This window comes from Nannocystis sp. RBIL2 (genome assembly GCF_026626745.1).
GTDB lineage: Bacteria > Myxococcota_A > Polyangia > Nannocystales > Nannocystaceae > Nannocystis.
This window is the reverse complement of the sequence record NZ_JAPNJW010000001.1, coordinates 242,426-262,333: the sequence shown is the minus strand read 5'-3', so window position 1 is coordinate 262,333 and position 19,908 is coordinate 242,426. Positions and strand designations below refer to the sequence as shown.

Annotated in this window: 12 protein-coding genes; 4 read left to right on the top strand and 8 right to left on the bottom strand. The window is 73.1% G+C overall.

Going from position 1 to position 19,908, the window contains the following annotated elements:
* Positions 1–103 precede the first annotated feature (103 nt).
* Entirely contained in the window at positions 104–2,374 is a 2,271-nt protein-coding gene (locus OV090_RS00980; protein WP_267701548.1) for a S46 family peptidase, read from the top strand.
* Positions 2,375–2,436: 62 nt separating this feature from the next.
* On the opposite strand, the gene OV090_RS00975 is transcribed toward OV090_RS00980, so the two are convergent.
* Positions 2,437–2,880, bottom strand: a complete 444-nt coding sequence (locus tag OV090_RS00975; RefSeq protein WP_267701547.1) for a hypothetical protein — start codon at positions 2,878–2,880, stop codon at positions 2,437–2,439.
* 75 nt (positions 2,881–2,955) lie between these two features.
* Between OV090_RS00975 and aac(3) the strand changes: the two genes are divergently transcribed.
* Entirely contained in the window at positions 2,956–3,777 is an 822-nt protein-coding gene (aac(3), locus tag OV090_RS00970; RefSeq protein ID WP_267701546.1) for an aminoglycoside 3-N-acetyltransferase, read from the top strand.
* 78 nt (positions 3,778–3,855) lie between these two features.
* Here aac(3) and ggt read toward each other — a convergent pair whose 3' ends face one another.
* The 6 genes from ggt to OV090_RS00940 all read right to left on the bottom strand — a co-directional run bounded on the left by ggt (position 3,856) and on the right by OV090_RS00940 (position 15,179).
* The gene (gene ggt / locus OV090_RS00965; RefSeq protein ID WP_267701545.1) at positions 3,856–5,700 is read right to left on the bottom strand and encodes a gamma-glutamyltransferase; all 1,845 of its coding nucleotides are present in this window, start codon (positions 5,698–5,700) and stop codon (positions 3,856–3,858) included.
* A gap of 405 nt (positions 5,701–6,105) precedes the next feature.
* A complete protein-coding gene (locus OV090_RS00960; RefSeq protein ID WP_267701544.1) occupies positions 6,106–7,575 on the bottom strand; it encodes a DUF1254 domain-containing protein in 1,470 nt (489 codons plus the stop codon).
* Between the two features lie 443 nt (positions 7,576–8,018).
* Positions 8,019–10,787, bottom strand: coding sequence for a DUF4388 domain-containing protein (locus tag OV090_RS00955; RefSeq protein WP_267701543.1), 2,769 nt, complete (start codon positions 10,785–10,787; stop codon positions 8,019–8,021).
* A gap of 218 nt (positions 10,788–11,005) precedes the next feature.
* A complete protein-coding gene (locus tag OV090_RS00950; RefSeq protein WP_267701542.1) occupies positions 11,006–13,045 on the bottom strand; it encodes an ATP-binding protein in 2,040 nt (679 codons plus the stop codon).
* Positions 13,042–13,686, bottom strand: a complete 645-nt coding sequence (locus OV090_RS00945) for a DUF4390 domain-containing protein (protein WP_267701541.1) — start codon at positions 13,684–13,686, stop codon at positions 13,042–13,044. Before OV090_RS00945 ends, OV090_RS00950 begins: the two co-directional genes overlap by 4 nt.
* Entirely contained in the window at positions 13,683–15,179 is a 1,497-nt protein-coding gene (locus tag OV090_RS00940) for a BamA/TamA family outer membrane protein (RefSeq protein ID WP_267701540.1), read from the bottom strand. The genes OV090_RS00945 and OV090_RS00940 overlap by 4 nt, the downstream gene beginning before the upstream one ends.
* Before the next feature lie 136 nt (positions 15,180–15,315).
* Here OV090_RS00940 and OV090_RS00935 point away from each other — a divergent pair, with 136 nt between their 5' ends.
* Complete coding sequence (locus tag OV090_RS00935) at positions 15,316–15,699, top strand: response regulator (protein WP_267701539.1); 384 nt, start codon at positions 15,316–15,318, stop codon at positions 15,697–15,699.
* Positions 15,700–15,826: 127 nt separating this feature from the next.
* Here OV090_RS00935 and OV090_RS00930 read toward each other — a convergent pair whose 3' ends face one another.
* Complete coding sequence (locus OV090_RS00930; RefSeq protein WP_267701538.1) at positions 15,827–16,585, bottom strand: NTP transferase domain-containing protein; 759 nt, start codon at positions 16,583–16,585, stop codon at positions 15,827–15,829.
* A 233-nt stretch (positions 16,586–16,818) separates the two neighbouring features.
* On the opposite strand from OV090_RS00930, the gene OV090_RS00925 reads away from it, so the two are divergent.
* Complete coding sequence (locus OV090_RS00925) at positions 16,819–19,908, top strand: hypothetical protein (RefSeq protein WP_267701537.1); 3,090 nt, start codon at positions 16,819–16,821, stop codon at positions 19,906–19,908.

Sequence of the window (19,908 nt, the reverse complement as noted above, 5' to 3'; positions counted from 1 at the left end):
GCCCGCGCCCCGCCAGGCCGCCGCGGGGTTTCAGCGCCCTTCACCCGGGGAGGTCACGCGAGCGTCTCGCGCCGGGGCCGCGCGGATCTGATACCCATCCAAAATGCTCCGCACCCTCCCCGCCGCGCTGCCTTCCAGCCTCACCCTCGTGCTCCTGATCGCCGGTTGCGCCGGCAAGGGCGCCGATTCGGCCAGTCCGAGCGGCGGCGAGAGCGTGGCCCAAGAGACAGGTCCGACCACGCCCGCCGTCAAGTTCGAGAACCCCGGCGGGATGTGGATGCCCGGGCAGATGACGGCCCACGCCGAGACGCTGAAGAGCCTGGGGCTCGCCTACGACCCGGCCGCGCTGACCGACCCGACGGCGTTCCCGCTCGGCGCGATCGTCAGCCTCGGCGGCTGCTCGGCCTCGTTCGTGTCGCCCGAGGGCCTGATCGTCACCAACCACCACTGCGTGACGCGCTACCTGCAGGCCAACTCGACGCCGGAGAACAACCTGCTCGACAACGGCTACCTGGCGAAGACCCGCGCCGACGAGAAGTCGGGCGGCCCGGCGGCGCGCGTGTTCGTGACCACGGCGTTCACGGACGTCAGCGACAAGGTGCTCGGCGGGCTCGAGGGCGTGGGCGACGACAAGCGCGCGGGCCAGATCGAGGATCGCCGCAAGCAGCTGGTGGGCGCGTGCGAGGGCGGCCGCACCGGCGTGCGCTGCACCGTGGCGAGCTTCTACGAAGGGGCGCAGTTCTTCCAGATCGAGCAGACCGAGCTCCGCGACGTGCGTCTGGTGTACGCGCCGCACGAGGGCATCGGCGTGTTCGGCGGCGACATCGACAACTGGCGCTGGCCGCGACACACCGGCGACTTCTCGTTCCTGCGCGCGTACGTCGGCAAGGACGGGCAGCCGGCCGACTTCTCGCCGGACAACGTGCCGTTCAAGCCGAAGCACCACCTGAAGGTGGCGACCGACAAAGCGACCGAGGGCAGCCTGGTGATGGTGGCGGGTTACCCGGGCCGGACGCAGCGGCTCAAGACCGCCGCCGAGGCGCAGCAGGCGGCCGACTGGTACTACAGCCGGCAGATCCAGCTCTACGAGGAGCTGATCGCGGTGATGGAGGGGATCGGCAAGCAGGACCCGAAGGCGCAGATCGCCGGGGCGTCGCGCCTGCGCGGGCTCCACAACTATCTGCTCAACTTCCGCGGCATGCGCGACGGCCTGGTCAAGGGCGGGGTCGGGGCCGACAAGGCCCGCATCGAGGGCGAGCTGCAGAAGTGGATCGAGGGCGACGAGGCGCGCAAGGCCAAGTACGGCGACGTGCTGGCGCAGATGGCGACGCTGACGAGCGAGAAGGCCAAGACGCGCGAGCGCGACGCGGCCCACGACGACCTGGTGCGCGGCTCGCTGCTGCTCAGCGCGGCCGACACGATCGTGCGCCTGGCCGACGAGCGCGCCAAGCCCGACGACCAGCGCAAGCTCGGCATGCAGACCCGCGACGAGCGAGACCTCGAGCAGTCGATGCAGGCGCTGCAGGCCAACTATCACCCCGACCTCGACCGCGCGGTGTTCCGCCTGTACCTGCAGCGCGCGGCCAAGCTGCCGGAGGCCGACCGCCCCGAGGTGCTGACCGCGATCGTCGGCAAGAAGGGCACGATCACCGACAACGACATCGATCGCGCGCTCGACAAGCTCTACAAGGGCACGAAGCTCGGCGACGCGGTGGTCCGCCTCGAGGCCCTGCGGGCGGCCAGCGCCAAGACGGTCAAGGCCAGCAGCGACCCGTTCGTCAAGCTGGCGCTCAAGCTCAAGCCGATGGTCGACGAGCACAAGAAGCAGGGCGAGGCCACGACCGGAGCGATGGCGGCCCTGCGTCCGCGCTACATCGAGGCGCTGCGCGCCTACCACAACGGCTCGCTGGCGCCCGACGCCAACTCGACGCTGCGCGTGACCTTCGGGACGATCCGCGGCTACTCGCCGTCGGCCGGCGCGCCGGTCTACAAGCCGTTCACGACGGTGTCCGAGATGGTGCGCAAGAACACCGGCGAGGAGCCGTTCGCGGCCCCGAAGGCGGCCCTCGACGCGATCGCGGCGCGCAAGTTCGGGCCCTACGTGGCCCCGGAGCTCAGCGAGGTGCCCGTCAACTTCCTCGCCGACCTCGACATCACCGGCGGCAACTCCGGCTCGGCCACGCTCAACGCCAAGGGCGAGCTCACCGGCCTGGTGTTCGACGGCAACATCGAAGCGATGGCCAGCGACTGGGTGTTCATGCCGCCGATCACCCGCTCGATCCACGTCGACATCCGCTACGTGCTGTGGGTGATGGACGCGGTCGACGGCGCCGACCACCTGCTGACCGAGCTCGGCGTGACGCCGACGATCTGACGCCGCCAAGGCGGTGAGTCGAGGGCGACCTCGGGGGCGCGGCTCCCGAGGTCGTTCTCGTTTTACGGGGCCCCGGACGCGCGCGCGAGGACGGCGAGCACTGCGTCGGGCGTCGGGGTGCCGAGGCGGCCGTCGGCGGCGAAGAACAGGCCGCCGCCCTCGCCGAGAGCGATGTAGCCGAGGAAGGCCCCGCGCGGGCACGCGAGCGCGGGCATGGTCGCGTGGTTGCGCGAGAAGTCGAAGCCGCAGGCGGCGACCAGATCGGGCAGGACCACCAGGGCGACGAACAGCGGCACGATGTCCGCAGGGACCGCCGTGCGCGCGACGTCGAGGGCGCGCTGGACGGCCGGGAAGAAGGCGGCCCCGCGGTCGTCCGGCTCGAACACGACGATCCGCGCGTGGGCCTGCTCGAGCGCGTCGCCGACGCGCGGGTGGGCGTCGAGGAATTGTCGCCGCACGAGGGTCGGGCCGATGTGCGTCCCGAGATCGAGGACGTGCGGGTCCATGTCTGCTTGTAACACCCGGGCCCCGCGCTTGTCGCCGGCGCGGGTCCGGCCTATCGTCGGCGCACAGGAGCGGCCGTGAACCTCGTCTGTCCGCGGATCACCCAGGAGACGCTCGCGCGCGACTGCGCGGCGCTCGGCGTCGTGCCGGGCGACACCGTGATGGTACATGCGTCGCTGCGCGCGGTCGGACCGCTGCTCGCCGGGCCCGATACGCTGATCGCCGCGATCCTGCAGAGCCTGGGCGAGGCGGGCACGATGATGGTGTATCTCGGCTGCCCGTCGCCGTACGACGACATCGGGCGGGGGCTGCATCCGCCCGAGGACGAGCGCTTCATCGAGGAGCACTGTCCGCCGTTCGATCCCTGCCTGACGCGAGCCAGCCGCGACTTCGGCGTCCTGCCCGAGTTCTTCCGCGGCCACCCGCAGGTGCGCTGCAGCGCCAACGCCGGCATGCGCATGGGGGCCGTGGGCGCGCGCGCGGACTTCTTGACCCGCGATCACGGGCCGAACTACGGGCTCGGCGAGGGCTCGCCGCTGGCGCGGCTGTGCGAGGTGGACGGCAAGGTGCTGCTGGTCGGATCCGACCTCGACCAGGTGACCCTGCTGCACTACGCCGAGGCGGTGGCGCCGATCGAGGGCAAGCGCCTGGCCCATGTGCGCGTGCCGGTGCTGCGCGGCGGGGCGCGGGTGTGGCTCGACGTCGAGGAGTTCGACACCATGAACGGCATCAAGGACTGGCCCGACCGGTTCTTCGGCGCGATCGTCGAGGGCTTCATCGCCGCCGGGCTGGGGCGCAGCGGGCCGATCGGCCAGGCGACCTGCCACCTGCTGCCGGCCCGGGCGCTGGTCGACTTCGCGGTGCCGATCATGACCGCGACCGCGGCGCAGCTCGCCTGAGCGAACGGGCATGCCCCGAAGGGCATGCCCGTAGAGACATGGGCTTTGGGGCATGTCTCTGAGGACATGCCACGGAGGTCAGCGTCCGAGCCCGGCGACTCCGCCGACGCGGCGGGGGTCGGCGGCGCCGTAGGTCTCGCCGGTCTCCGGGAACCGGACTGCGATCTGGGCGGCGCCGAGCTTGAACACGAGGTCGAACGAGTAGCCGAGCTTGCGCAGGGGCTCGAGGGTGTCGAGCATCAGGCCCGGCTCGACGGCGGTGACCGCGGTGCTGCTGCCGCTCTGCAGGGTGAGGCGCGGGGCGGCGACCGCCTCGGTCAGGGTCTCGCCGTGATCGACGAGGCCGAGGGTGAGGGTCAGCATGGTGCTGGGGATAGTGGAGCCGCCGGCCGCGCCGTAGGCGGCGACGGGGCGGTCCTCGGAGAACAACATGGTCGGCGCCATGCTGCTGAGCGGGCGCTTGTTCGGCGCGGGATCGTTGGCGCCGGGGTCGATGGCCGCGGGATCGGTGCTGCGGGTCGGGCGGTGGTTGAAGTTCGCCAGCGAGTCGTTGAGCATGAAGCCGAACTTCGGGACCATCAGGCCCGAGCCCCACGCCGACGACAGGGTGCTGGTCCAGGCGACCATGTTGCCGGCGCTGTCGATGACGTTGAAGTGGGTGGTGTGGCCGCCGCCGTCGCGCGGGTCGCCGGTGACGGGGGCGACCATGCCGTCGGGGCGGATCGTCGGGTCGAACTGTCGCGGGTCGCCGGCGACGATCTGCGGCATGCGCACGCCGAGCTCGATCGACTGCGTGCGCTGCTCGATGTAACCGGCCGACACCAGGCCGGCGACGGGCACGCGGACGACGTCGGGATCGCCGATCCACATCGACCGGTCGGCGTAGGCCAGGCGCATCGCCTCCTGCTCGAGGTTGAGGGTCTGGCTGTCCTTCGGGCCCATGTCCTCGCCGCCGATCGGGAAGCGCTCGAGGACGCCGAGCATCTGCAGCAGGGCGACGCCGCCGGCCGAGGGCGGCGGGGTGGTGACGACCGTGAAGTCGCGGTACGGCCGGCTCAGCGGGCTGCGAATCACGACGTCGTAGGTGCGCAGGTCGTCGCAGGTCATGCTGCCGACGCCGTCGGGGTTGACCTCGCGGGTGGCTCGCTGGGCCTCGACGATGGCCTGGGCGAGCCCCGAGTCGTCGTCGCAGTCGTAGAAGGCGGTCGTGCCGCCGGCGGCGATGATCTCGAAGGTGCGGGCGAGGTCGGGCTGGAGCAGGGTGTCGCCGTCGGCGAGCGCGGTGTTCTCGGGGCGGAACACCGCGCGCGCCTCGTCGTAGGCGGGGTCGCCGAGCTCGTGGTCGAGCCGGGCGCTGCGGATGTCCTCGGCCAGCAGCGGTTGCACCCGCACGCCGCGCTTGACGGCGTCGAGCGCAGGGCCGATGACGGTGGGGATCCGCATGGTGCCCCAGCGATCGAGGGCGGTGGCGATGCCCTTGAGGGTGCCGGGCACGCCGACGATGTAGCCGGACGAGCCGCGCACCTCGGCGTCGGCCTGGCTGACGAACATGTCCGCGGCGGCGCCGGCCGGGGCCCGCTCGGAGGCGTCGAGGACGTAGGTCTTGTCCTCGGCGGCGATGTAGACGAGGAGGAAGCCGCCGCCGCCGAGGCCGGACGCCTGCGGCTCGACGACGTTGAGCATGAACTGGACCGCGGCCGCGGCGTCGACTGCGTTGCCGCCGAGCGTCAACATCTGGCGGCCAGCGTCGGCCGCGACCTGCGAGGTGGCCGTGACGACGCCGACGCTGAAGCCGCCGGGCGGGCCGTCCTGCATGTCGCCGGTCGGCAAGACGGGGTCGCCGCTGGCTGCCGGCTTGGAAGGTGACGGACAGGCGCCGGCGACGGCGAGGAGGACGGCGAGGGTCGCAAGGTGTCGGGTCATGATCATCGACGCTCCCGGCCGAGCTCGAGCGCGGCCTGTTGCTGCGGTCCACTGCGGGTGTACGCGGAGCGAGGCGCGCTCCCACGCGTGGCGCCGACGCGAGGGCGCTCGCGCGACGAGGCTCGCGTCGAGAGCGGCAGGCGGGACGCGTCGGCGCGGGCACCGACGCGGGCGCGGGGGCCGTTGCTGGGGCTGCAGCAGCGAACCGACGTGCGACATCAGCGGCAGCGATTGGGTGTCCTTGGGGACAGGCGAGCAAGCGGCGACTTCGCGGCTTCACGCGCGGCCGTGCCCATGCGCGCCGCCTCGTGCCGCTCGCGGGAAGCGATGTCTCCCGGGTCCGCGGAAAGGCGTGGCGGCGAGGTGTCTCTCGGGACAGGCGGGGCGACGTGCGATGAGCGGCGCTCAGGGCATGCGCGCGACCGGGGGCGGGACCCAATCGCCGCGCAGGGCCGGCTCCTTGGGCCAGTAGAGGCGCATGATCAGGTTGAAGTGGCCGGCAGGGGCCGGCAGCCAGTTGGCCTCGCGGGCCTTGCCGGGCGTCTCTTGCTGGATGTAGATGTCGATCGAGCCGTCCTTGTTGCGCCGCAGCTTGCTGCGGTCGCCGAGGGCGTAGCGATCGATCGGGTTGTCGACGAAGTAGTGCTGCTCGTCGTAGAGCGTGAGCGACCAGAAGCCCTCGACGGGCGGGGTCTCGCCCTTGTCGAAGTGGAGGACGTAGCGGCTCGCGCCGGTCAGCGGTTCGCCGTTGCCGTCGACGTCGGTGGCAGGGTAGAGGGCGTCCTGCGGGAGGTTGGCGCCGAGGCCGACCTCGGCGACGAGGGCCCGCCGCGCGTAGTCGACGCCGTACTGGCCGGTGTCGGTGAAGATCCGCCAGCCGTTGACCTTGTCGCCGGGCAAGTGACGGGTGGCCGCCGCCAGCTCGGCGCGGGCGTCCTCGACGCCCTCGCGCAGGGCGAGCAGCTCCGCGGGTCCGAGCGCCTCGGCGTCGAACGGGGTGCCGCGCACGAGCTTGAGCTCGCGCATCTTGTCGACCATGGGGGCGTCGGCGTCGCTCGGCGGGTTCTCGGGCAAGAGCTCGGCGACGCGGGCGAGGAACTGCTCGGGCGGCATGGCCTGGACCTGCTGCGGCGGCGGGGTGCCGATGTCGACGCCGGTGGTCAGCGGCGGCGGCTCGGGCGCGACGGCCATCGGGCCCCAGCCCGACAGCGGAGTGAGCTTGAACTGGTCCTGCAACTTGTGGACCGCGAGGGTGTCGAGCTCGCTGGTGACCCGGGTGCGGCCGATGATCCAGACGGTGTCGGTCGGCGCGCGCAGCAGGGCGAGACCCTCGGGCAGCTGGCCCTGCCACTCAGGCCCGGCGACCGCGAAGTGCTGGACCTCGTTGCCGGTGGTGCGCGTGCCAGGCGAGGCGAACACATTGGTCCAGGCGTCGAGCATGGGCATGAGCCAGTAGCGCTTGCCCATGTCGGGGATGCTCAAAACGATCGGCTCCTTGGCGAGGTCGAGCCAGGCGGAGGAGTAGAGGGTGTCGGCGTTGGGGCTGACGACCTCGCGGAACTTGGCGCTGGGGTAGGCGCGCAGGTGCTGGAAGGTGTTGATCGGGGTCTGGACGGTCATGACCTGGCGCGTGAGGTCCATGAGCACGAGCGGGTAAGCGAAGGTGTAGACCTGCTCGGCGATCTTGCGCAGTCGCGGGTCGGCGGTCGGTGCGGGCGCAGGCGGCGGAGGCTGCGGCTCGGGGGCGGGCTCGACCGGCGCTGCGACCTCCTGCGCGGGCGCGAAGGCGACCTGCTCGCTGCGGTGACACGCGAGCGCGAGGAGGGAAGAGGAGAGGAGCGGGACGAGCAAGCAGCAGGACGAGCTCCGATGCATCGGGCTAGGCTGGCCGAGGCGCGCCGCGGCGCAAGCGGGCGGCGCGGCGCGCCTGGGAGCGGGCGGGCGGAGGCGCGGATGTCCTGAGAGACGTGTGATGCTCTGGCGGAGCGGTGCTTCGAGAGACCCTGGCCGCCTGGCGGATAAAACGTCCCGAGAGACATGGGCGTCCGAGAGGGGTTTGGCCACCGAAACAAGATGTCCCGAGAGACATGTGGTGCCGGGGGCGGATCCCTGGGAGACGTATGGCGGCCGGGCGGATGTCCCGAGAGACACAGGGCGGCCGGGGAGCGGATGTTCGAGGGACATGTGGCTCCTCGACGGCGGATGTCCCGAGGGACATGTAGCGCCGGAGGAGCGAGTGTCCCGAGAGACATGTGATTTCGCGGAGATGTCCCGAGGGACATCTCCGCGGATGGGCCGACCTGGTCGGTCGCGCTCGCTTACTCGGCGTCGCGGTACTCGAGCGCGAGCTCGCAGTACGGGTCGAGGTAGAGCGCGCGCTCGAAGCACTCGCGGGCGTTGTCGGCGGCGCCCATGCCGACGTAGATCGCGCCGCGATAGGCGTGGAGGATCGCCAGGCTGGGGTTGATGCCCTCGGCGTAGTCGAGCAGGTCGAGCGAGTTCTGGGCGATCTCGGGGTCGCCGCCGCTGGCCCGGTAGCGGGCGAAGGCGAGGTGGGCGTGCAGGTCGGCGGTGTCGAAGCCGGTGTTGTACGCGTCCTCGAACAGGGCGACCGCGGTGTCGTAGTCGCCCTCGCGCATGGCGACCTCGGCCTCGCCGTAACGCATGGCCGCGTAGGCCTCGGCGCCGCCGTCGCCGCCGGCGCCCTCGTCGTTGGGCCCGACGAAGGTGTTCTCGCCGCTGGCGAGCATCGGCTCGTCGACATAGCCGGCGTCGCCGCCGAGGTCGCCGAGCTCGGGCTCGTCGTCGAGCGGGTCGAGCTCCTCGGCCTCGGCCTCGTCTTCGTCCTCGTCCTCGCCGAGGTTGCCGATCTCGGCCGAGAGGTCGCCGGAGACGTTGGGATCGCCGAGGTCGGCGAGATCGACGGACAGCGAGAGGTCGCCGGAGACGTTGGGATCGAGCGGGGCGCCGTCGAGGTCGTCGCCGAGGTCGCCGGCGAGGTCGCCGAGGTCGTCGCCGAGATCGAGGCCGTCGAGGTCGTCGAGGTCGGGCAGCGGCTCGTCGGAGTCGCCGAGCAAGAGGTCGTCGTCGACGCCGGCGAGCAGGTCGTCGGGATCGAGGCCGGCGTCGGCGGCGAGGCCGGCCTCGGGGGTGACGGGCGCGGGCGGCTGCAGGGCGCTGTCGCCGGCGAGGTCGCCGAGGTCACCTGGCTCTTCGGGCAGGTCCGTGAGGGCCTCGGGGGCGAGGCTCACCGGCGCCAGCGAAGGGGGAGGCTCGGCGTCGGGGTCGCTGCCGGCGAGGCCCGCGAGGTCGGCGAGGGCGTCATCGGCCTCGTCGCGCGGCTCGTCGACGTCGGCGGCGGCGGCCACGGGCGGCTCGACCGGCTCGTCCTCGTCGGCGGCCTCGTCCTCGATCATCTCGTCGTCGTCGAGCTCCTCGAGCTCCTCGATGTCGTCGAGCGGCTCGTCGCCGTCAGCCGCCTCCTGCTCGTCGGGGATGGCGACGCCGACGAGGGACTCTTCGGGGAGGGGCTCGTCGGGGATGGCGATGCCGACGAGGGACTCTTCGGGGAGGGGCTCGTCGGGGATGGCGATGCCGGCGAGAGACTCCTCGGGGAGGGGCTCGTCGGGGAGGGCGATGCCGGCGAGGGACTCGTCGGGGAGCGGCTCGTCGGAGAGGGCGACGCCGGCGAGCGACTCGTCGCCGAGGAGGTCGTCGGGATCGGGCAGGTCGTCGGGCAGGTCGTCGGGAAGCTCGGGGTCGTCGAGCAGGGCGATGACCGCGGAGGTGTGCGAGACGTCGGCGCCCCCGGCCGGCGGAACCACGGGCGCCGGGGTGTCCTTGCGCAGCAGCGAGGCGAGGCCGGGCGGCGGGCCGAGCTTGTGCGCGGGGGCCTGCGCGGGCGCGGGCACGGGCACCGTGGCGCGGACCGAGTCCTCGGGGCCGTCGCGCAGGTCGCTGAAGTCGGTCTCGGAGTCGAACGAGCCCGAGACGTCGGCGGCCGCGGGGGCAGGGGTGAGCGTCGGGGCAACGGCGGGAGCGGGGCGCGGGATGATCTCGCGGCTGGCGGCGGCCTGCAGCTTGGCCCGCAGGTTGCGCGGGTCGGTGACGATGCTCTCGTCGACGTTGAGGCCGCGGAACATCTCCTCGTCCTCGGTCGGCAGCAGCGGGACGCGAGGGTTGCGGCTCGAGGAGGCGCCGAGGTCGACCGGCAGGCGGCTCGGCAGCGGGGTGTCCTCGTACTCGCCGATGGTCGAGAGGACCTCGAAGCCGGGCGCGAGCTGCTCTTCGGGCAAGGTCGGCGGGGTCAGGTTGGGCCGCAGGGGGGCCAGGCGGCGCGGCGACTTGGTTTCGAGGGCATCGACGACGCCGGCGCTGACGAGGCCGAGCAGCAAGGTCGACAGCTGCGGGACCTCGAGGTCGGGCCGGCGCGACAGCAACTCGTCGGTGGTCCGGCTGCCGTCGATGCAGCGCAGGAAGTACAGCTCCTCCGGCAGGAGCTCGAGGCCGGCCGCGTCGCCGGTCCACTTCGGGCTCTGGGTCGGGTACTTGTCGGCGTAGGGGCGCAGGGCCTCGCGCGCGCGCTCGTCGGTGAAGCGCTCCTGGATCGCGGCGAGGATCAGCGCCTCGGTGGTGCCGGCCGGCGGGGTGCCGGTGAGCCCGGGCTCGGCCCCTTCCTTGAACTGGAAGCGGCCCTCCTCCCAGGCGAAGATCTCGAACAGCTTGCGTCGCAGCTGCTCCTCGAGGCCGTAGCGCAGGTTGTGCTCGGAGAGGATGCCCATCTCGACGAGCAGCTCGCCCTGCTTCTTGCCGGTGCGGCGGATCGCCTCGAGGGTGTTGTCGCACTGCTCCTGGGTGATGAGGCCCTGATCGGTCAGGACCTGGCCGAGGAACTCGCTGGCGAGGTTGCTGCGGACGACGGTGGGTCGGCCGTCGACGAAGAACACCACCTTCTTGGTGTCCCCGCTCATCAGGTAGAGGCTGCCGGTGACGCCGGCGCCGCCGATGTCGCGCAGCAGGCTGGAGAACGGCACGCGCTTGAGCGAGCCCTTGGTCGGGAACCCGAGATCGGTGTCAGCGGAGGTCATGCGCGAGAGCTCTGGAGCCGAGCGGGCCTACGATACCCCGGCGGCCACAAGCCGGGCAGCCCGGTCCGCGGGGAGTCTGCGCCGGATCGGGCGCCGGACGAGGCGCTTATGCCCGCGCCCGGGCGGTGTCAGAGTCGAGATGCGCGCCGCGCTGTTTGCGCGGTCGGAGGGACCGGCGCGCTGCGCAGATCTGCCCCTCGCCGCGGGGCCGCCGGCGGTCAGCCCGGGGGCTCGTGGAGCGGCAGCCGGATCACCACGGCGGCGCCGCCGAGCTCGCTGTCCTCGACCCGCACCTCGCCGTTGTGATCGAGGACGACCTTCTTGACGATCGCCAGGCCGAGGCCGGTGCCCTCCTTGCGCGTCGACTCGTAGGGCTCGAACACCCGCTCGCGCCGCTCGGGCTCGATGCCGGGGCCGTTGTCGTCGACCCGCAGCTCGACGAACCCGGGCTCGCCCTCGGCCGGGCGCGCGGTCACCCGCACGTGGACCGGGCCGCGCTGCCGCTGCGACAGCACCGCGTTCTCGACCAGGTTGACCAGGCACTGCTTGAGCAGCTGGCGATCGCCGAGGATGGCGAGCGAAGGCGGGGCCGGCATGACCTCGAGGACATCCGACTCGCGCTCGGTGAGGTGGCCGTAGGCGCGCTCGAACTCGGCGAGGATCCGCGCGACCACGGTCGGCTCGAGCTGGGCCTCGGGGACCTTGGCGAAGCGCGAGAAGCTGGTGACCATGCGCCGCAGCGACTCGATCTCGTCCTCGACGATCTCGACCGAGGAGCGGAGCAGGCGCGAGAAGTTCTCGTCGGTGCCGGGGTCCTTCTCGCGCAGCTGCTGGGCGGCCAGCTGGATCGGCGTGAGCGGGTTCTTGATCTCGTGGGCGATCCGCCGCGCCATCTCCTGCCAGGCGCCGACCCTCTGCAGGTACGACAGCTTGCGCTGGGCCGAGGCGAGCTCGTCGAGCATGCCGTTGAAGGCGGCGCCGAGCTGGCCGAGCTCGTCGTTGCCGAGCTCGGGCACCCGCGCCAGCAGGTCGCCGCCGGCGACCCGCAGCATGGCGTCGCTGAGCATGCTGAGCTTGCGCGTGGTGGCCCGCGCGAGCAGGAAGCCGGCGATGAAGGCGACCATCAACACCAGGGCGCTGGCGGCCCCGATCGCGCGGTAGACGGCCCGCTCGAGCTCGCCGCGGTCGACGACGTTGCCGTCGACGGTGACGTAGTCGAGGCCGCGCTTGATCATGCCGAGCGACTGGTAGTCGCGGTCGAGCGCGGGGTCGAGGGCGAAGATGGCGGCCAGGCTGCCCTGGTCGATCGGCCCTGTCGGGGAGGACATGTTCAAAGGGACAGGGCCCGACATGACCCAGATCCGCGCGCCCTCGTCCTCGGGCAGGAGGGCGCGCCGCTCGGCCAGGGCCGAGTGCGGACCCTGGGCCTGCAGCTCGACGAGGTCGGCCTCGCGGCGCAGGAGCTCGTGCAGGAGCTCGCGCACGGCGGCGGGGTCGTCGGCCGCGAGCTCGCCACGCGCGGACGCCAGCTCGACCTCGCGGGCCATGGCCTCGAGGCGGGCGCGGTAGGTCTCCTTGCGCGCCTTGACGTAGCCGTCGTAGAAGGGCAGCGCGAGGGCGACGGCGTCGTCGCTCTTCTGCGTGGCCGAGCCGACGATGCCCTCGAAGTACTGGACGGTGAGGGCGACGAGGTAGGCCGAGGCGCCGACGCAGAGGATGCCGAGGCACACGAGGGCGGTGATCACCCGCGACTCGAGCCGTCCCCACCACGGGACCCGCGGAGCGGCGACGATCCGCTGGCCGATCCGGGTCATGCGGATCCGCGAGAGATCGGAGGGCCGCGAGTCGGGCACCGAGAAGCGGGCGAACGAGGCGAACGACCGCTGGGGGGCGTCGGTGGAGGACTTGAGCGCGGCCGACTCGGGCCGCGCGGCCGGGGTGACTGTCGAGGGCGGGCGCCCGGCGGGTCGCGCGAGCGGGCGCGAGGGCTCGCGCTTGCCGGGCGCGAGCGGGCGCGAGGGCTCGCGGGGCCGGGCGCGCGGGTCGGAGGACGGCGCGGATCCTGCGAGGTCGTCGCGCCCGCGGGCGGAGGATCCTGCGAAGTCGTCGCGGGCGCGGCGGGCGGAGGATCCTGCGAAGTCGTCGCGCGCATCGGCGGAGCGAGGACGGGACGGATCGGCCGCGCGCTCGCCGGGCGGGGTGTCCGCCGGCCCCGGGCGCGGGGCGTCGTCGTCGTCGCTGGGGCCGCGCGGACTCATGACGACACCAGATAGAAGCCGGGGACGGTTTTTATTGCGAAGGTCTGCTCTGCGCTCTGGGTGGCGCGGACGAAGATGCCGACCCAGCGCGAGAAGACCGAGAGGTCGCGGCCCTGGCCGCGGTCCCACTCGTCGCCCGACTGCGGGGCGAGCAGGTCGCGGTCGATCGGGTTGCGCTGGCCGACGACGGTGGCGAAGTAGACGGCGTCGGGGCCGCGCTGGAGGGCGCTGACGCGGCCGACACGGACGCGGTCGAGGGTGGTGGCGCGGGCGATGGCCTCGTCGCGCTCGGTGTAGTAGCGGATCTGCGGGGCCCGCCCCGGATCGCTGGTGGTGACCACGTAGCGCTCTTTCCAGGGGTTGTACTGGATCTTGACGACGCGCGAGCGCTGGTCGACCGGGACGCTGTGACCGGCGCGGTAGACGACGATCTCGAACACGAGGGTGGTGGCGAACGCCGACTCGAGCGAGGCCATGGCGTCGACGTCGCGCGTGGGGAGCAGCTCCGGCATGGCGACGGTCATGAGCACGCCGTCGCCGACCTCCTCGAACTTGGCCCGGCGGTTGCGCAGCAGCTCGAGGCCGCTGGCGCCCAGCAGCGGCAGCGAGAGGCCGGCGAGGAGGAGGGCGCGCCGTCTCACAGCGGGGTCCTCCGCAGGACGTTGCCGACGCTGAACTCGAGCGCGCCGACGACGGTCTCGAGGCGCAGGCCGAAGTTGGCGTTGAAGCCGATCGGGGCGGCCCACTCGCCGGCGGCCCGGTGAAGGGCCCGCTCGGCGGAGTCGCCGGCGAAGGTGAAGATGCCGGTCGACCACACGAGGTAACCGGCCTTGATCCCGCGCACGCGATTGCGCTGGAACAGCGGCCACACGTACTCGAGGTCGAGGCGGGCGAACAACGAGCCGAGGACGCGGCGGTCGATGCCGGTATTGAAGACGTCGACGGGGCTGCGGGTGGTGTAGACGAGACCCAGCTCGCGTCCGGGGGTCCAGTCGCTGAGATCGCCGGCGAAGAAGCGCTCGAACCGCGGGGCCCGCCCGGCGATCTGCCCGGCGACGACGCTGGGGGTGATCCAGTGGCCCCAGGGCAGGCGGAAGCTGTAGGCGCCGCCGGCGACCAGCTTGATGTACTCGTACTCGCTGCCGACCAGCGGAGAGCTGAGCTGGAGGTCGAGGGCGACCCGCGCGCCCTTGCCGAACCGCGCGGCCTCGTCGCGGCCGTCGTAGTTGAGGCCGAAGTCGAAGGAGGTGAGGCGGTGGACGCCGGACAGCAGCTCGAGGTCGATCGACCGCGACTCGCCGATCGGCGAAGTGTAGGTCGGGTCGACGGGGAGCTGGGCGTTGACGCGCTCGAACCGGTAGTCGAGGCCGAAGACGAGGCGGTTGCCGGCGTTGAAGGTGGTGCCGAGGATGCCGCCGATCCGGCCGTAGTCGACGGTGCGGAACAGGGACGGGTCAGGGTCGTCGGTGCGGCCGGCGATCCGGTACGGCTCGCTCGCAGAGGTGACGTAGACGGTGCCGGCGAGGCCGAACCGGCTGCCGCGCAGGCGCGGGGCGGCGAGGTGGAGGCGGAAGGCCTGCTGCCGCCGACTGCGAGGGACCTGCCGCGGCAAGCTGCCCCACACGAAGCCGCCGCCGAGGTGGAGGGCGCGGCCGAGGAAGTTGCGCTCGAGCGCCTGGATGCCGCCGCGGAAGGGGGTGAAGCGAGATGTCCCGAGGTACAGGTCGGTGACCTCGAGCGAGATGCGCTCCTCGACGTCGACGGTCAAGGTGACGCTGCCCGGCTCGCCGGCGAGCGGGCGCAGTCGCAGGGTGACGCGCTCGAAGGCGTCGGTCTGGAGCAGGCGCAGGCGGGCCCGCTGGACCCGCGCGTCCTCGGGCCACAGCAAGGTCTCGCCCTGGCGCAGACCCTCGGCGGCGAGGATCTCGAGGACCCGCGCCGACGGGGTCTGCTCGGTGCCGCGGACCTCGAGCGCGGCGATGGTGACGCTGCGCCGCTCCTGCGCGGCGGGGCCCGCGGGCCCTGCGCTGGGGCTCGCGGTCGGGCTCGCCGTGCTGGCCGCGCTCGCAGGCACTGCCGGGCCGGCGGCCGCGGCGGTCCACGGCAAGACCCCTGCCGCGAAGAGACCCCACACGGGGCCGCACGACCACCGACTCGGAGCAGGCCGCCGGGATCGGCGGTCGCCTGCGCGGGCGTCAGGGGCGTGCATGGGCCGCGAGTGTAACGCAAGGCGCGCCCGCGCCGCGCCGTTGTCCGCTAGACTGCAGCCCGTGGAGGGCCGCAAGCTCGTCGTCTACATCGAGGACAACCCGAGCAACTTCGCTCTGGCCCGCAAGATCCTCGAGCTGTCCGGCGAGTACGAAGTCATCGGCGCCAAGGACGGGCTGTCCGGCCTGGCCCTGGTGCGCGACCGGCGACCCGACGTCGTGCTGCTCGACCTCGACCTGCCAGGGATCAGCGGGATCGAGGTGGTCCAGCGGATCCGCGCGACCCCCGACATCGCCGCGACGCCGGTCCTCGCCGTGACCGCCAGCGTGATGAAACGCGAGCGCCGCCAGGCGATGGACGCGGGCTGCGATCGCTTCATCGAGAAGCCGTTCGACATCCACGAGCTGCGCAGCCAGGTCGACGAGGTCGCGGCGATCCAGCGCTGAGGCGAGGGCGCGGGGGCGCGGGAGCCCGTGCGGAGACCGGTGGGCAGGTCCGAGAGGACATGTTTTGACGAACATGTCTGCGAGGACATGCGCGTTCGGGCATGCTCTCTCGGACATGCCCGAAGGGTCAGCCCCCGCGGGCGGCCAGCAGTTCGCCCACGGCGGCCAGCTGCTCGGGGGTGTTGACGCCGGCGACCTCGTCGGCGGGGACCTTCAAGGTGTGGACGCCGCGGCCGGCCGCCCGGGCCACGAGGTCGGTCAGGTAGATCTCCCCCTGCGCGTTGGCCCGCCCGAGGGCCGGCAACTCGCTGCGCAGGAGCTCGGCGGAGGCGCAGTAGACCCCGGCATTGCACTCCCGGATCGCGCGGATGGCCGCGTCGGCGTCGCGCTCCTCGACGATGGCTTGGATCCGCCCGTGGTCGTCGCGGACGATCCGGCCGTAGCCGTGCGGGTCGGCGGGCTCGAAGGTGGCGAGCGCCAGGCCGGCGCCGCTGGACGCGCAGGCGTCGAGCAGGCCGGCGAGGGTGGCCGGTCGCAGCAGCGGGACGTCGCCGGAGAGGATGAGCACCGGGCCGTCGTGATCGCCGATCGCGGGTAGTGCGCACTGGACCGCGTGCCCGGTGCCGAGCTGCTGGGCCTGCAGCACGAACCGGAGGTCGGCGAACACGGGCCGCAGGGCCGCCTCGACCTGCTCGGCCCCGTGACCGACGACGACCACGAGCCCGGCGACGCCGGCCGCCCGGGCGCTGCGCAGGACGTGCACGGCCAGCGGCTCGCCGGCCAGCGGGTGCAGGACCTTGGGCAGGTCGGAGCGCATGCGCGTGCCCTTGCCCGCGGCGAGGACGACGGCGAGCGGGGGCGAGGCAGGGACGAAATCGGCTGGCACGCGCGGCGGACGTTAGCAAAATCGCCGCGACCTGGCGTTCGGGTCAGCCGGCGACCGGCGCCGTGCGCTGCGCAGGGGCGCTCGCGCTCGCGTGGGACAAGGTGGGACCCCGGCGGCGGCCGCCACCCCCGCGGCAAAGCGATGCTTCGAGCCGCCAGGTTGCGCCGCAAGGTCCCCTGTGCGACCGTTGGTGTCGGTCCGCGCGCATCGGGATGGCACTCCGTAGCAACAGGTTGGCTGGTTGGAGCTCGGCGCCGATCGCCGTGGCGGTGCTGGCGCTCGCGTGCGGCGGTCCCGGCGCTCGCTCCGAGTCGGGGCCCGATCTGGCGAACCTGGCCGCGAAGACCGGCGTCGACGAGCCGATCCGCCGCGAGCCGCCGATCTCGCTGACCGCGGCCGACGGGGCCGAGCTGCCGCTGCGCGTGCTGCGAGTGCGGGCGGTGCTCGATCAGCCGCTGGCGTTCACGGAGCTCGAGCTGGCGTTCGACAACCCGGAGGGCCGCACTCTGGCCGGCCGCCTGGCGCTGGCGATCCCGCCGGGCGCCCGCGTGACCCGCTTCGCGGCGCTCCGCGACGGCGCGTGGCAAGAGGCCGAGGTGGTGCCGCGGCGCACGGCGATCCAGCAGCTGGCGCTGGACCACGCGCCGCAGGAGCCGCAGCTGGTCGGCGCGCCGGAGGGCGAGCGCTTCGTGGCGCGCGTCGAGCCGATCGCGGCGCGGCAACAGACGCGGCTGATCGTGGCGTACACGCAGGAGATGCGGGGCCGCAGCGAGCCGTACCGCGTGCCGGTGGCCGGCCTGGCGCCGCTGCGCGAGCTGGCGGTGGCGCTGCGCTCGCGCTCGCCGCTGGTGATGGGCGGCGACCCGCTGTTCGCCGGGGTCCGCGGCGACGGCGAGTTCTACCGCTTCGCCGACGTGCGACCGACCGGCGACATCGTCGTGCAGCCGCACGGGCCGCGCGAGCTGGGCCTGCGCCACGACAACATGGTGGTGGCCCGGATCTCGCCGATCCCCCACGACCACCCCGATCCGGTCGAGAGCCTGGCGATCCTGTTCGACACCAGCGCCTCGCAGGGGCTCGGCTGGGACACCCACGTCGATCGCCTGGGCCAGGTGATCCAGGAGCTGGGCGCACGTGTCCCAGGGGACATCCCGCTGCGCGTGGTGGCGTTCGATCAGGGCGCCGAGGTGGCTTACGAGGGCCCGATCCGCGGGTTCGGCGAGGCCGAGCTGGCGGCGATCCGCTCGCGGCGGGCGCTCGGCGCGTCGAACCTGCTCGGGGCGCTGCGCTTCGCGGTCCGCGGCGGCGAGCGGCCGGCGCGGCGCATGCTGGTGATGACTGACGGGCTGGTGACCGCCGGGGCGCACAGCGAGGCGGCGCTCGTCACCGAGGCCGAGCGGCTGCGCAAGCTCGGGGTGGCGCGGCTCGACGTGATGGTCGAGGGCGGGGCGGCCGACCCGGCGCTGCTGCGCGGGCTGACGACGCTGACGCAGCTCGGCGCGCGGCCGGAGACGATGAAGGCGATGGGCCACGAGCTGGCGGCGGCGCGGCCGGGGCTGGTGCTGCGCAGCGGGGTGACGCCGCGGGTCGCGGCCCACCGCATGACCCGCACGGTGGTCCGCGACGTCGAGGTGCGCGTGCCCGGGAGCGGCTGGGTCTACCCGCAGAAGCTCGAGAGCGTGCAGGCCGGCGACGACGTGCTGGTCTACGCCGAGTACGCGGAGGACGAGCTCGAGGTCGAGCTGGTCGGGCACGAGGTCGCGGCCCGCCACGGCGTGGCCCTGACGCGCTCGCCGTCGCCGCTGCTGCAGGACGCGTGGGCGGGGGCCCGCGCCGCCTGGCTCATCGACCAGGCCCGCTCGTGCGCCCGCGGGCCCGACGACACCTGCGACAAGTTCCGCGAGCGCGCGGTCGAGTTCTCGCTGTCGAACCGGATCGTCAACGACGCCACGGCGATGGTCGTGATCGGCTCGGCCCACGACTACGCCCGCTTCGGCCTCGACGGCACCTCGCTGCGCGACGTGCTGGCGGTCGGCAAGTTCGGCGCCGAGTGGCGCGAGGCGGCCCCGGTGCCGCTGCCCGACGAGCGCGTCGCGCCGGAGTCGCACGCGCTGCTGGCCGAGCTGCGCATGACCAGCTTCGACGTGGCGCCGCCGTCGATCAGCGCCGCGCCGCCGCCGCCGGTGCCGCCTGTCCGTTCGCGCAGGTCCCAAAGGCAAGGTCCGAAGGGACCTGTCCGGGAGAACAGCCGGGCCGACGCCGCGGCCGAGCTGGCCCGCGAGGACGCGCGCGACCGCCTGCGCGACAAGGACGCCGGGCTGCGCTTCGGGCCCCAGCGCACCCCGGCCGACGCCTACGAGGGCAACTTCCTGGCGGTGATGAACCTGCTGGGCGCGTGGGACGACAAGCGCAACGCGCTCGGGGTCGCCGAGCGGTGGCAGCGGGCGGCGCCGGCCGACGTGATGGCGCTGCTGGCCTTCGGCGAGGCGCTCGAGGCCAACGGCCGCGACGACCTGGCGGCCCGCGCGTACGGCTCGCTGATCGACCTGTACCCCGGCCGCGCCGACGTGAGGCGCACGGCGGCGGGCCGGCTCGAGCGCACCGGCGAGGCCGCCAACTGGCTGGTGCTCGACGCCTACAGCCGGGCCATCGAGCAGCGCTACGAAGACCCGGCCGGCTACCGCCTGTACGCCTACGCGCTGCTGCGGGCCGGCTACTTCGGCGAGGCCTGGGCGGCGCTGCTCGACGGCATGGCGTGGGCCCGCGTCGAGCCGAAGACCCGCGGGCTCGAGCGGGTGTTCAAGGACGACCTCGGCCTGGTCGCGGCGGCGTGGATCCGCCGCTGGCCCGACCAGCGCGACTACGTGATGGAGTCGCTGCGCGTGCAGGAGGCCGAGCTGGCCGAGCAGCCGTCGCTGCGCTTCGTGCTCAGCTGGGACAACGCGCAGGGCGACCTCGACCTGCACGTGCGCGACGGCCACGGCTGGCACGCGTTCTACCGCGAGAAGACGCTCGAGTCCGGCGGCCGCCTGCTCGACGACATGGACGCGGGCTACGGCCTCGAGGCGTTCGTGATCGACGGGACGGCCTCGGCCTACCCGTACCGCCTCGAGGTCGGCTACTACGGCCGCAACGCCGACTACGGAGCGGGCAAGGTCCAGATCGTCGAGCACGACGGGGCGGGCCAGCTGTACTTCGACGAGCGGCCGTTCGTGGTGCTGAAGCAGCGCGGTTACGTCGACCTCGGGGCGCTGACGGGCCCGCTGGCGCCGACCGACCCCAGCCAGAGCGCGGTCGCCTCGCTGGCGCCGTCCGGCAAATAG

Coding starts and splice junctions, on each gene's coding strand:
- OV090_RS00955 (WP_267701543.1), bottom strand. CDS start 10,787: ATGACCTCCGCTGACACCGATCTCGGGTTCCCGACCAAGGGCTCGCTC.
- OV090_RS00950 (WP_267701542.1), bottom strand. CDS start 13,045: ATGAGTCCGCGCGGCCCCAGCGACGACGACGACGCCCCGCGCCCGGGG.
- OV090_RS00960 (WP_267701544.1), bottom strand. CDS start 7,575: ATGCATCGGAGCTCGTCCTGCTGCTTGCTCGTCCCGCTCCTCTCCTCT.
- ggt (WP_267701545.1), bottom strand. CDS start 5,700: ATGACCCGACACCTTGCGACCCTCGCCGTCCTCCTCGCCGTCGCCGGC.
- OV090_RS00975 (WP_267701547.1), bottom strand. CDS start 2,880: ATGGACCCGCACGTCCTCGATCTCGGGACGCACATCGGCCCGACCCTC.
- OV090_RS00980 (WP_267701548.1), top strand. CDS start 104: ATGCTCCGCACCCTCCCCGCCGCGCTGCCTTCCAGCCTCACCCTCGTG.